General features: G+C 73.4%; 10 protein-coding genes. 5 read left to right on the forward strand and 5 right to left on the reverse strand.

Going from position 1 to position 13240, the window contains the following annotated elements; genetic code table 11:
* Positions 1–263: 263 nt before the first annotated feature.
* The 3 genes from ACZ45T_RS17215 to ACZ45T_RS17225 all read right to left on the reverse strand — a co-directional run bounded on the left by ACZ45T_RS17215 (position 264) and on the right by ACZ45T_RS17225 (position 2249).
* Positions 264–638, reverse strand: coding sequence for a PPOX class F420-dependent oxidoreductase (locus tag ACZ45T_RS17215; protein ID WP_468442011.1), 375 nt, complete (start codon positions 636–638; stop codon positions 264–266).
* Between the two features lie 123 nt (positions 639–761).
* Positions 762–1247, reverse strand: coding sequence for a DUF456 domain-containing protein (locus ACZ45T_RS17220; RefSeq protein ID WP_468442013.1), 486 nt, complete (start codon positions 1245–1247; stop codon positions 762–764).
* Positions 1248–1271: 24 nt separating this feature from the next.
* The gene (locus ACZ45T_RS17225; protein ID WP_468442015.1) at positions 1272–2249 is read right to left on the reverse strand and encodes a helix-turn-helix domain-containing protein; all 978 of its coding nucleotides are present in this window, start codon (positions 2247–2249) and stop codon (positions 1272–1274) included.
* A 201-nt stretch (positions 2250–2450) separates the two neighbouring features.
* On the opposite strand from ACZ45T_RS17225, the gene ACZ45T_RS17230 reads away from it, so the two are divergent.
* From ACZ45T_RS17230 to ACZ45T_RS17245, 4 genes are all read left to right on the forward strand, one after another.
* On the forward strand, positions 2451–6215 hold the full coding sequence (locus ACZ45T_RS17230; RefSeq protein WP_468442017.1) for a S8 family peptidase: 3765 nt from the start codon (positions 2451–2453) through the stop codon (positions 6213–6215).
* Positions 6216–6317: 102 nt separating this feature from the next.
* Positions 6318–7934, forward strand: a complete 1617-nt coding sequence (locus ACZ45T_RS17235) for a protein phosphatase 2C domain-containing protein (RefSeq protein ID WP_468442019.1) — start codon at positions 6318–6320, stop codon at positions 7932–7934.
* Positions 7935–7962: 28 nt separating this feature from the next.
* The gene (locus tag ACZ45T_RS17240) at positions 7963–9705 is read left to right on the forward strand and encodes a pyruvate dehydrogenase (RefSeq protein ID WP_468442021.1); all 1743 of its coding nucleotides are present in this window, start codon (positions 7963–7965) and stop codon (positions 9703–9705) included.
* Between the two features lie 198 nt (positions 9706–9903).
* A complete protein-coding gene (locus ACZ45T_RS17245) occupies positions 9904–10296 on the forward strand; it encodes an ATP-binding protein (RefSeq protein WP_468442360.1) in 393 nt (130 codons plus the stop codon).
* Between the two features lie 39 nt (positions 10297–10335).
* On the opposite strand, the gene ACZ45T_RS17250 is transcribed toward ACZ45T_RS17245, so the two are convergent.
* Positions 10336–11394 (reverse strand): DUF2637 domain-containing protein, encoded by a 1059-nt coding sequence (locus tag ACZ45T_RS17250; RefSeq protein WP_468442023.1) that lies wholly within the window; start codon positions 11392–11394, stop codon positions 10336–10338.
* 199 nt (positions 11395–11593) lie between these two features.
* Complete coding sequence (locus tag ACZ45T_RS17255; RefSeq protein ID WP_468442362.1) at positions 11594–12448, reverse strand: (2Fe-2S)-binding protein; 855 nt, start codon at positions 12446–12448, stop codon at positions 11594–11596.
* 133 nt (positions 12449–12581) lie between these two features.
* Between ACZ45T_RS17255 and ACZ45T_RS17260 the strand changes: the two genes are divergently transcribed.
* The gene (locus ACZ45T_RS17260; protein ID WP_468442025.1) at positions 12582–13238 is read left to right on the forward strand and encodes a GntR family transcriptional regulator; all 657 of its coding nucleotides are present in this window, start codon (positions 12582–12584) and stop codon (positions 13236–13238) included.
* The last annotated feature ends 2 nt before the right edge of the window (positions 13239–13240 follow it).

Below are 13240 nucleotides of genomic sequence, written 5' to 3' on the forward strand. Positions count from 1 at the left end.
AGTGCTGTCGCGAGGGTTTCGAGATCTGTCGTCACAAACGGATCAACGAGACCCTCGCTTCATGCCCCCGAAGACTTCGGACTTACTCGTCTAGGGCCGGGGGGCTCTGCCCCCGGACCCCCGTGCCTCAAACGCCGGCGGGGCTGATTTCAGCCAGCCCGGCGTTTGAGGGCACGGGCGCGCAGCGCACGTAGGGGGTCCGGGGGGACCCCCGGGAAACGGAGAAAGGGCGGGGTGGGGAGCAGCTCCGCGCAGCGGATGGGTCAGAGGTCGCCCCACGTGTGGACCCGGTCCGGGTGGATCCGGATCACCTCCGGGCTGAAGTGGGGACCCAAGGCGTGCGGGCCGACCTCAAGGGTGGCGTGGCCGCGGATCTCCATGCCGCGGACACGCCACGGACGGGTGCTCACCAGGTCGTCCACGACCAGGGCCAGCCGCGGGTTCGTCTGGAGGTTGCGCCACTTCTTCGACGTGCCCATCGCCATGCCGCCGACCAGGATCGTCCCGTCCTCCTGCGGGAAGAAGCCCACCGCGTTCGCCTGTGGCTGCCCGGCCGCGTCCACCGTGGCCAGGCGGCCCAGGTGCTGGGAGCGCAGGTACGCCAGCTCTGCCTCGCTGAAACCGTCGAAGTCCCTCATGGCCGAAAGCCTCGCAGCCCCGGCACCCGCCCGCATCGGGCCTCAGGCCTAGGCCTTGCCGACTAGGCCCTGTCCGAGGCCCTGTCCGAGGCCCCGCCCCAGGCCCCCTTCCGAGGCCATGGCCTAGGAACCCGCCGCCACCGCGCCCACCCACGCGCCCACCACCAGCAGGCACGCGAACAGCTCCACCAGCACGCTCGTCCCCACCGCCCGCATCACCGCCCGTACCGACGCCCAGGCCTCGCCGTGCGTCCCCAGGCGCAGCCGTTCGCAGAGGTAGATGCCGCCCACGAAGCCCGGGATCGAGCCCAGCACGGGGACCAGTACAAAGCCCAGTACGGCGCCCGCGCCCGCGAACACCGCCATCCTGCGGGTGATCCCCAGCCCCCGCAGCCGCCGGGGCGGAAGCTGCCACTTCACCACCTGGACCACCAGCAGCAGGGCCGTCGCCGCGACCAGCAGGGACCACGCCAGCGCCGACCGCTCGTGCAGCGCCCACCACATCAGCCCCGCCCACACCAGCCAGGTGCCCGGCACGCCCGGGATCAGCACCCCGAGCACCCCGAGCAGCATCACCAGCCCCACCAGGAGCAGCTGAGGCAGATCCATCTGCTCAGCGTGACCGACCAGGGGCTATCGGGCCACCCAGCCCCGTTCGTACGCGTGCCAGCCCAGCTGGAGCCGGGTGGTGACCCCGGACAGTTCCATCAGGCCCTTGACCCGCCGCTGCACCGTCCGCAGGCCCAGCTCCAGGTGCTTCGCCACGCTTGCGTCCGTCATGCCCGCCAGGAGCAGGGACAGGATCTCCAGGTCCGTGGCGTCCGGGCAGCCGTCGGACTCCTCCGCCGAGCCGGCCGCGCCCAGCCGCAGCGGCAGGGACTCCCGCCACACCGCCTCGAACAGGCCCGTCAGTGATTCCAGCAGTCCCGACGCGTGCACCACCAGCGCCGCCGGCTCCGCGCCGCGCGCCGTCAGCGGGACCATCGCGAGGGTGCGGTCCGCGATCACCAGCTTCGTCGGGACCTGCGCCGTCACCCGGACCTGCTCGCCCCGGGCCAGCGCGGAGGACGCCTCCCTGATCCCGCTCGGCAGGGTCAGCACCTCCCGCTCGATCACCACCCGGTAGTCGACACCGCGTACGGAGGCCCGGTCCTCGGCCTCGTTGTCCGTTCCCGTCACCACCTGCGGCCGGCCGGTGACCAGCGCGCACACTTCCTTCTCCGCGCCGAGCTGGAGCTGGTGGAAGCGGTGCGCCACCGCGCTCGCGCCCTGCACCACCTCCACGAGGTCGTGCACCGGCGGCTCGGCCGCCTCCGCCCGGTACTCCTCCGCCAGCAGCGCCGCCGCCAGCTCCGCCTGCTCCAGCTCGTGCCGCTGCTGCGTGAGCAGGGCGCCGAGGGCGACTCCCGGCGGGGCCGCCACCCAGCGGCCCGGGCGGGCCGAGGACTGAGCCGCCAGCCCGCGGCGCTCCAGGTGGCGCACCGCCCGTTCGGTCTGCGGCACCGGCAGGTTCAGCCGGTGCGCGAGGTCGGGTACTTCCGCCGCCCCCAGCGCCACCAGCACGCGGTAGGCCGACTCCTGGCCCTCGTCCAGGCCTATGGCACCCAGCAACCCGCCCACCCCACCTCTCGACACAGCGCCTGGCGGGAAGCGGCCACGGCGCAAACCCGCCGCGGACATCATCGCCGCACCCCCCGCCCCTCTGTAAAGGTCATGCCACCGCAGCACCAACATCCGCCGGCCAGAAGCCATTTGCGCGGCAGCTTTGCCGCGCAATGCCGTAGTTGGACCGGAATTCACCTGGGGAGAGCGATGCGCCCGATATCGCGTACGGCATGGGGGGCGGCCACCGCGGCCGTCCTGGCCGTCACCGCCGTCGGCCCGTCCACGGCACAGCCGAGCGACGGAGCGCCCGGAGCGGGAGAGAGACCACTCGTCGGGAGCGAGGCGGCCGGACAGCGGTCCACGGCCCCCGTCACCGTGACCCTCGTCACCGGTGACCGGATCCTGGTCTCCACCGACGCGTCCGGCCGCAGTGCCGCCACCGCCATGCCGCGCGAGGACGGTTCGCAGCCGCTCGTGCAGACCCGGCAGTCCGGCAAGGACCTGTACGTCTACCCCGAGGGCGCGGTCAAGGCCCTCGCCGGGGGCAAGGTCGACCACGAGCTCTTCAACGTCACCGGTCTCGTCCGGCAGGGCTACGACGACGCGCACACCGCGAAGCTCCCGCTCATCGCGGTGTACGACGGCTCCGTGAACGTGGCGCGGGGCGCACCGCCGGCGCCCCGCGGCGCCGACCGGTCCCTCGTCCTCGGCTCCATCGGCGCCGTCGCGCTCGCCGCCGACAAGGCGCAGGCCGCCGCCTTCTGGGCCGACGTCACCGCCGACGGCCGCTCCCGTGCCGCGGGCGGCCTGAAGAAGCTGTGGCTCGACGGCAAGGTCCGGGCGAACCTGGAGCGTTCCACGCAGCAGGTCGCCGCCACCGCCGCATGGGCCGCCGGGTACGACGGCAAGGGCACCAAGGTCGCCGTCCTCGACACCGGCACCGACCTGGAGCACCCCGACCTCAAGGGCCGGGTCACCGCGTCGAAGAACTTCACCGACTCCGACACCGACGCGGACCGGCAGGGCCACGGCACCCACACCATCTCCACCGTCGGCGGCTCCGGAGCCGAGAGCGGCGGCGCCAAGAAGGGTGTGGCCCCCGGCGCCGAACTGCTCAGCGGCAAGGTCCTCAATGACTACGGCTACGGCCTCGACTCGTGGATCATCGCCGGCATGGAATGGGCCGTCGAGTCCAAGGCCGACGTGGTCTCCATGAGCCTCGGCGACCCCTCCCAGACCGCCTGTGACGACCCGCTCGCCGCCGCGGCCGAGAAGCTCTCCCAGCAGGGACCGCTCTTCGTGATCGCCGCCGGCAACTCCGGCCCCGGCAACAACACGGTCTCCTCGCCCGGTTGCGCGGCGAGCGTGCTGACCGTCGGCGCCGTCGACCGCGACGACACCACGGCCCCGTTCTCCAGTCGCGGTCCGGCCGGCCTCCGGCACACCCTCAAGCCCGAGATCGCCGCCCCCGGCGTCGGGATCTCCGCCGCCGCCATGGGCGGCCGCGGGGTGTACGCCTACCAGTCCATGTCCGGCACCTCGATGGCCACCCCGCACGTCGCGGGCGCCGCCGCCGTCGTCAAGCAGCGCCACCCCGACTGGACCTCACAGCAGATCAAGGCCGCCCTCGTCGGCTCGGCGGACACGGGCGTCCCCGGGGACGTACGGGAGACCGGTGGCGGCCGCCTCGACGTGAAGGCCGCCATCGACACCACGGTCACCGGCGCGCCCGCCGTCCAGGGCGGCACGTACAACTGGCCGCAGGACCGCAGGGACCGCACCGGCGTCGAGGTCCCGTACACCAACCTCGGCAAGAGCCCCGTCACGCTGCACCTCGCCGTCGAGAGGGTCACCGGCAACGACGGCTCGGCCGTCCGCGGCCAGGTCGCCCGCCTCGACCGGCGCACGGTGACCGTCCCGGCCGGCGCCACCGTGAAGGTGCCGCTCGCCCTCGACCCGGCGGCGAAGCTGGAGCGCTCCCAGTACGGGGACGTCACCGGCCGCGTCGTCGCCACGGCCGACGGCGTACGCGTCTCCACGCCCTTCTCGCTCTACGTGGAGCCCGAGACGGTGACCCTGCGCGTCAAGCTCGTCGACCGCGCGGGCAAGCCGGCCGCCGGACCGTCCTCCCTGGACGTCATCGGCACCGACGACGCCACCGGCGAGCGCCGCTTCAACGAGGGCTCCGTCGACCAGGTCTACCGGGTCCGCCCGGGCGCGTACTTCCTCTCCGCCTTCGTCGGCACCCCCGACGCGGGCGAGGGCGCAGAGCTGATCGACTCTCTCACCTACCTCGGCCGCCCCCAGGTCGAGGTGAAGAAGGACACGACCATCGTGCTCGACGCCCGCAAGGCCGGGCGCCTGAGCATCGAGGCCGACAAGCCGGTCGAGTCCCGCAACACCACCGTCGGATTCGCCCGCAGTTGGGACGACGCCTGGCTGCACGCCGGCACCGCCATGGGCGGCCGGACCATCCGCGGCTTCTACGCCTCGGTCGAAGGCCGCGCCAAGGACGGCGACTTCGAGTTCGGCAGCTACTGGCGGGCGGCCGCGCCGCTGGTCTCCGAGCTGAAGGCCGACGGCGGTCCGCTCCTGCACCCGATCACCGCCTCCACCGGCAGTGACAACCTCGACGGAGCGGGCAGCGCGCCGCTGGTCGACGCGGGCACCGGTACGCCGCAGGAGCTCGCCGCGGCCGGGGCCAAGGATGCGGTCGTCCTGGTCAAGGCGGTCGACGGAGCGCTGTACGAGATCGCGCAGAACGCGAAGGCGGCCGGCGCCAAGGCCGTGCTCGCCCACCGCGAGGCTCCCGGCCGCTGGGTCGCCTTCACCGGCTACGCGGGCGGCGCGCTGCCCGTGATGACCATCGAGTCCGCCGAGGCCAAGGCGCTGCTGGAGCGGCTGGCGGCGGGCAAGGTCACCCTGGGGTGGAAGGCCACCGCGAAGAGCCCGTACGTCTACAGCCTCGCCCTCCCGGAGACCGGAGAGGTCCGGGGCGCCAAGACCTACCGGGTGCGCGACCGCGACCTCGGCCAGGTGGAGTCCACCTACAACTCCATGGGCGTGGCAGCCGACTTCATCGACCTGGCCGGCGCCTACCGGCCGATCGGCGCCGCGGTGTACTTCGGCGGGATCGAGACCGTCGCGGCCCCGGGCAAGCGGACCGAGTTCTACTCCGCCGGCGACACGGCCTGGGACCAGCTGCTCTCCAGCAGCTTCCCGTGGGGCGAGTTCATGACGGGCGAGCAGCGCACCTACACCAAGGGCCACAAGACGAAGGCCCGTTGGTACGACGGGGTGACCGGCCCGGTCGCGCCGCGGGACAGGACGGGCAAGGAGGTCCTGGTCGCCGAACGCCAGGGCAACCTGATCGGTTTCGCCTCCGCGATGTGGGGAGACAGCGGCCACTACGCGCAGGCCGGCTCCTTCGGTGACATCGGCAGCCTCCAGCTCGCGCGCGACGGCGAGGTCATCGGCGACAGCTGGTACCCGTTCGGGGTCTTCGAGGTCCCGGCGGAGCCGGGCCGGTACGAACTGACCCAGAACATCGAGAAGATCGGCCCGCCGGCGCGCCTGTGGCAACGGTCCACCTCGGTCCGGACGACCTGGGGCTTCACCTCGAAGCTCGACGCGTCGGCGTACTCTCAGGGCTTGGCGATCCTCTTCCCGAGGTACGAGGCCCCGCTCGACGGCATGAAGACGGTCGCGGCGGCGAACGGCCAGAGCATCGGGCTGAGCGTCACCGGGCACGCGGGCTACGCGCCCGGGGCCCTCAAGTCGGCCAGGCTGTCGTACTCCTACGACGGCGAGAACTGGACCCAGGCGAAGGTCGGTGAGCGCGGCGGCACGTGGACCGCGGTCGTGGACCACGCCGGGGCCTCCGGCAAGCCGGTGTCGCTGAAGGTCGAACTGACCGACGCGAACGGCGCCACGGTCACCCAGACGGTCGCGCGGGCGTACGACGTCCGCTAGTCCGTACGGGTAAAGCGGAAGGGGTCCACCGGGCGGCGGCCCGGTGGACCCTTTTCGTGCATTCCGCGTTTTCCGCCCGCGCGGGGGGCCGAGAATGAGGTCATGAGTCAGCGGGGCGCGGACGACTGGTGGCAGAAGCTCTACGAGGATCCGGACGCGGGGCCGGGACCGGACCCGGGGGACACCCTGGACAACCGGTTCCGCTCGGCGGCGGGACTGACGGCGGAACCGCCCGCCCCGCCCGCCCCGCCGGAGCCGCGCCAGGCCCCGCCCCCGGGCCACGCCCCGCCCCCGGGCCAGACCGCGCCCGCGGGCCAGAGCCCGCCCGCCCCGGAGCGGGGCCTGCCCGCCCACCCGGCCCTGCCGGAGGAGTTCGCCGCCACGGCGGAGCCCGGGCAGGCCCCGCTGCCGGGCCCGCGCCCGGCGCCGGACGCGCAATCCGGGCTGCCGGCCCGGCCGCCGGTACCGGCCGCGGGCCGGGACGAGCCCGCGCCGCCGCCGTACCCGGCCCCGCCGGGCCCGGTGCACGGGCTGGTGCCGGGCCCGCGCCCGGCCCCGGAGATCCCGGAGCCGGACGCCGCGCCGCGGGATCCGCGGGCCGGCGGCCCCACCGGGTACGCGCTCGGGGACGTGGACGTGCCGCCCGCGCAGCCACCCGCCCAACCGCCCGCGCAGCCGTCCGGGCTGCCGGCCTGGCGCTGGCAGGAGCCGCGCGAGGACGCCCTGACCGCGAACGCCCTGGCCGAGGATGCCTTGGCCGAGGACGCCCTGGCCGAGGAGTCGGCGAGGCCCGGACCCGTACCGCAGCCCGTACCGGCGGAGCCCGCGGCGGCGGAGCGGCGGCCCGAGGTGCGTCACCTCGGCGACCGGGCCCCCACGTACGCCGCCGAACCGGGCGCGCTGCCCCCCGCCGATCCGGCAGCCCTGGACGGCCTGACCCCCGACACCGTCCTGGAGGGGGCCCGCTACGGCACCTACACCGTGCGGGCCGCCTCCCTGCGCGGGGACTCCGCCCGCTACCGCGGCGAGGCCCGCCGGGACTTCCTGCTCACCGCCCGCTTCGGCAGCGGTGACGACGCCCTGGTCCTGGTGGCCCTCGCCGGCGGGGACCGGGCCGCGCCCGGGGCCGCGGAGGCCGCCGCCGAGCTGTGCCGCACGGTCGCGGCGGCCGTCGGGCGGAGCCAGGGCCGACTGGCCGAGGACATCCGGGCCGGGCGCCGCGACGCCCTGCGCTCGGGCCTCCAGCGGCTCACCGACCGGGGCTACGGGCGGCTGCGGGCCCGCGCCGCCGAGCTCGGGCTCGCGGAGGCGGCGTACACCGCGGGGCTGCGCGGCCTGCTGCTCCCGGTGGACCCGCAGTGCCGCACCCGGGTGTGCTTCGGCGCCGGCGCCGGCGGGCTGTTCCGGCTCCGGTCGGGCCAATGGCAGGACCTGGAGCCCGCCGGGCCGAGCGGGTCGTCCGGGGCCACGGCGCCGGACGGGGAAGCCGAGGGCGGGTTCAGGTTCCGCGCGTCCGTGGCGCGGCCCGGGGACACCCTGCTCCTGTGCTCCGGGGGCCTCGCGGAGCCGATGCGGGAGGAGGCCGTCCTGCCGGCGGAGCTCGCCGCCCGCTGGGCCGAAGCGGAACCGCCCGGCCTGGCTGCCTTCCTCGCCGATACCCAGCTCCGCCTCAAGGGGTACGCCGACGACCGCACGGCCGCCGCGGTCTGGGAGGCGTAACCGGCGTACCCGTGGCTGGATGGGAGGCATGGCGAAGCAGAACGTGGCGGAGCAGTTCGTCGACATCCTCGTGCGCGCGGGCGTGCGACGGATGTACGGAGTCGTCGGCGACAGCCTCAACCCGGTGGTGGACGCGATCCGCCGGACGGACGGCATCGACTGGATCCAGGTCCGGCACGAGGAGACCGCCGCCTTCGCGGCCGGCGCCGAGGCGCAGATCACCGGCCGCCTCGCCGCCTGCGCGGGCTCCTGCGGCCCGGGGAACCTGCACCTGATCAACGGCCTGTACGACGCCCAGCGCTCGATGGCGCCGGTCCTCGCGCTGGCCTCGCACATCCCCTCCAGCGAGATCGGCCTCGGGTACTTCCAGGAGACGCATCCCGACCAGCTCTTCCGTGAGTGCAGCCACTACAGCGAGCTGATCTCCAACCCCCGGCAGATGCCCCGGCTGCTCCAGACGGCCGTACAGCACGCCGTCGGCCGCGGCGGGGTGAGCGTGGTCGCGCTGCCCGGGGACATCGCGGCCCTGCCCGCTCCGGAGAAGGCGGTGGAGCACGCGCTCGTCACCGCCCGCCCGTCCGTGCGGCCCGGCGACGGCGAGATCGAGAAGCTGGTCCGCCTCGTCGACGAGGCGGACAAGGTCACCCTCTTCTGCGGCAGCGGCACGGCCGGGGCGCACGCCGAGGTGATGGAGTTCGCCGGCCGGGTCCAGGCACCCATCGGGCACGCCCTGCGCGGCAAGGAGTGGATCCAGTACGACAACCCGTACGACGTCGGCATGAGCGGGCTGCTCGGCTACGGCGCCGCCTACGAGGCCACCCACGAGTGCGATCTGCTGATCCTGCTCGGCACGGACTTCCCGTACAACGCCTTCCTCCCCGACGACGTGAAGATCGTGCAGGTGGACATCCGCCCCGAACACCTGGGCCGGCGCTCCCAGTTGGACCTCGGCGTTTGGGGGGACGTACGGGAGACCCTGCGCGCCCTGAACACGCGGGTGCGGGCCAAGACGGACCGGCGCTTCCTGGACCGGATGCTGAAGAAGCACGCCGATTCCCTGGAAGGGGTGGTGAAGGCCTACACGCGCAAGGTCGAGAAGCACACGCCGATCCATCCCGAGTACGCGGCGGCCGTTCTCGACGAACTGGCCGACGAAGACGCCGTGTTCACTGTCGACACCGGCATGTGCAATGTGTGGGCGGCGCGCTATCTTTCCCCGAACGGCAAACGGCGCATCATCGGCTCCTTCAGCCACGGCTCCATGGCCAACGCCCTCCCGCAGGCCATCGGCGCACAGTTCACCGACCGGAACCGTCAAGTGGTGTCGATGTCGGGCGACGGCGGTTTCTCGATGCTGATGGGAGATTTCCTCACCCTGGTGCAGTACGACCTGCCCGTCAAAGTGGTCCTCTTCAACAACTCATCCCTCGGAATGGTCGAGTTGGAGATGCTGGTTTCCGGCCTGCCCTCCTACGGCACGACGAACACGAATCCCGATTTCTCCGCGATCGCCCGCGCGGCGGGCGCGTACGGGGTCCGCGTGGAGAAGCCCAAGCAGCTCACGGGGGCTTTGAAGGACGCTTTCCGGCACAAGGGACCCGCCCTGGTGGACGTGGTGACGGACCCCAACGCCCTGTCGATTCCACCGAGGATCAGCGCCGAAATGGTGACCGGTTTCGCACTATCGGCCAGCAAGATCGTGCTCGACGGCGGGGTGGGCCGGATGATCCAGATGGCTCGATCCAACCTCCGCAACGTGCCCCGCCCCTAAGCCCGCAGGAGTGCGGATCGGCCCGGGGGGCATGCATCCCGTAGACCAGTTCGAGAGTCATGGACGCGGGGGAGGGACATCGCCGTGCGGGTGGGGGCGAAGAACGGGAAGCTGTGGAGGAGAGGGCGGCCGGAGCCGCGCGAACCGTCAGCCGGTGAGGACGGGGGCGCGGTGGACACGCTGCGGATCACTCGGAGCGTGCGCCGCGCGGACCTGAAGGCCGTGGGTGAAGTACGCAGGGCGCTGAGGGAGTTGATGCGGCACCGGTGCCGGGCCGAGGCCGCCGAGGTGGCCGAGTTGCTGATCACCGAGCTCGTCACCAACGCCCTCGTCCACACCGACCGGGGCGCGGAGATTTCCGCGAGTCTCGCCGCCACGCGGTTACGGGTGGAGGTCCGGGACTACGCCGCACGCCGGCCCCGGCCGTACGTACCGACCGCCGACGACGGTACGCACGGCAGGGGCCTGGTCCTGGTACAGGCGCTCGCCGACGACTGGGGCGTGGACGCGCTGGCCCTGGGCAGCGGCAAGGTGGTGTGGTTCGAGCTGGAGGGACACTGCGACGGGCAGTACGGCGCAGGGCCCGCCTGAACAGGCGGGCCCTGCGGGGTCTCCCCGGGTCAGGAACGGTCAGCCGAACTGCTGCTCCATTTCCTTCAGTTTGCGCTCCAGCGAGTCCAGACGGGGAATGGTCTGGGTGTCGTCCTCGGCGGTGAGGTCCACCGTCCGGGTGCCGGTCACGTCAGTGGATTCGGTACGGTTCACGGCCTGCAGGGAGGGCCGGCGGCGCCAGGGCAGTTGCTCCGGTTCCGGTATGGCCGGCTCCGCGCCGACCGGCGCGGAGCCCGCTCCCTGCGTCAGCTCCGGGAGCTCGACCTGGCGGCCGCGGGTTCGCCCGAACGCCCGGTTCTGCCGGCCCAGCGCCTTGATGCGCGCCCGGTCCAGCCGGTTCTGATCGCGCCTGCGGTGCCGGTCCTGCTCCCTTTCCTTCTTGTCCTCGCGCACCTCGTCCACGGCCTCGTCGAGGGTGCGCACCCCCTCCAGCAGCATGAGCGACCACGCGCCGAAGGTCTCCCGGGGGGCCCGCAGCCAGCGGACCATCCGGATCTGCGGCAACGGCCGCGGAATCAGGCCCTGTTCGCGCAGCGCCGCCCGGCGGGTCTGCTTGAGGGCGCGGTCGAAGAGGACGGCCGCCGAGAGCGACATCCCGGCGAAGAACTGCGGGGCTCCGTCGTGGCCCATGCCGCGCGGGGCGTGCACCCAGTTGAACCAGGCGGCCGCGCCCGCGAACAGCCAGACCAGCATGCGCGAGCCGAGGGCCGCGTCGCCGTGGCTGGCCTCGCGGACGGCGAGCACCGAGCAGAACATGGCGGCGCCGTCGAGGCCGAAGGGGACCAGGTACTCCCAGCCTCCGGAGAGGTTGAGGTTCTGCCGGCCGAAGCCGACCAGTCCGTGGAAGGAGAGCGCGGCGGCGACCGCCGCGCAGCAGAAGAGCAGGACGTACGAGGCGGTCCCGTAGACGGCTTCCTTGCGCCGTCGCCGCTCCTCGCTGCGCTCCCAGCTGTCGTCGGCCGCGGCCTTCTCGCTTTCGCGCTTGCCACGGGCCAATACCGCAACTGCCGCAAGTACGCCCAGGATCAGCAGGCTGCCGGGCAGCAGCCAGTCCAGCGATATGTCGGTCAGTCTCATGCGGATTTCCCTTGCCTCGCGTCTGCGGCCGTGCGGCTTTCCGGGCGCCATAGTGGCGTAGCCGGTGTGCCGCGCACGCGGGTTTCGGGGCAAGTGGACGCCATCGGGGGCCGGGGCCCGCCGGATAGGGTGTTGTGGCTCGAACTGGCGCCCGTACGAGCCGAGTTGTGTTCGATTGCGGTCACCCTTGAGGGTGGGTTCAGTCGGCGGGGGCCGCCGTGAGCCGGGCGACGCGGTCCGCGTCGCAGGTCCGGGGGCAGGTGACGCAGGTGTCCTGCGGCCGGACCGTGTAGAAGAGGCAGCAGCTGGCCCGGTCCCGGGTGGGCAGCTCGCGGCCGTCGGGGCCCTGGAGCGTACGGAAGCCCGCGCTCCCGGTGTACGGGGCGGTCGAGCCCGGCAGGAGCGCCTCCAGTTCGGCCGTGGCCCGGTGCTCCTCGCCGAGCAGGTTGCCGATGTACCAGAGGCTCTCGACGACCTCGTCGGTCGCCATGCCCCACAGGGCGCGGGGGCCGCGCCGCATGCGCGGGCCGAAACCTTCCAGCACGGGCGCGAGGTGCTGGGCCACCGCGGCCCGCACCTCGCCGCGCAGTGCCTCCTCGTCGGGCACGACCCGGGCCCCGGGGAGAGCGGCCTCCGGGTCGTCCGGCAGGCAGGCGAAGGAGGCGACGCGCACGGCCATCCGGCCGAGGGTCCGGTGGAAGGCCACGTCGGCGACCGGGAGCCGGGGGACCCGCCGGTGCAGGAACCAGGGGAGGGTGATCAGCAGGCAGGCGGGCCACGCGTAGCGGTGCAGCCCGAAGCTCGCGATCACATCGGGGCGGGCCTGGTGGCCGTAGTCCTCTCGGACCTGGGCGTCGTCCCAGGCGAGGAAGGCGTCAAGGGCCGGCCCGCCCGCCGCGAGCTCGTCCGCGCCGACCCATCCCACACCGCGAGGGGCGGGTTCGTGCGCGGTTCGCTCGATGACGCGCAGTCCGCCGAAGACCTCGGCGAGGCGCGCGTACGCATCCGCCACCGGGGAGCCGGCCGGGGCGGGTGGGGAGGCGCTGACGGCCATGACGGTCATGACGGACCACCGAATCACACGATCGTTAACAGGTTAGCCTTACCTTACCCAATCGTGGCCGGATCGTATCGCCCGGTGGCGGGTCGCATATTCTCAGGACCGGTCGAGACCTGGGAGGAGGACCGTGCCGCTGATTCCGGAGCAGAAAACCGCGGGGAAGGTGTTGCGCCATTCGGTGCGCGGGCAGATCCTCGACGCCCTGCGCGCGGCGCTGGTCGACGGCGAGCTGGCGCCCGGGGAGATCTACTCGGGCCCGGCCCTGGGGGAGCGCTTCGGGGTCTCGGCGACCCCCGTGCGCGAGGCGATGCAGCAGCTGGCCCTGGAGGGGGCCGTGGAATGCATGCCGAACCGGGGGTTCCGGGTCCTGTCGCGGACCCCGGGCGAGCTGGCCGAGCTGGCGGAGGTACGGGCGCTGCTGGAGGTCCCCGTGATGCTGCGGCTGGCGCGGACGGTGCCGACGGACACGTGGGAGGCCCTGCGCCCGGCGGCGGCCGCCACCGCGGAGGCCGCGGCGGCCGGCGACCTGCCGGGCTACGCGGAGGCGGACCGGGCCTTCCACGGCGAGGTGCTGGCGCTGGCGGGCAACGCCCAGCTGGTGCGGGTGGCCGCGGAGCTCCACCGCCGGTCGCAGTGGCCCCTGCCGGGCGCTCCGCGGGTTCGGCGGGCCGATCTCGTCGCGGATGCGGCGGAGCACTCGGCGCTGCTGGAGGCGTTGATCGCCGGCGATCTGTCGGCGGTGGAGTCCCTCGTACGGGAACACTTCGCGGGCTCGTCAGCCTGAGC

The sequence above is a fragment of the Streptomyces sp. NPDC030995 genome (genome assembly GCF_055571215.1).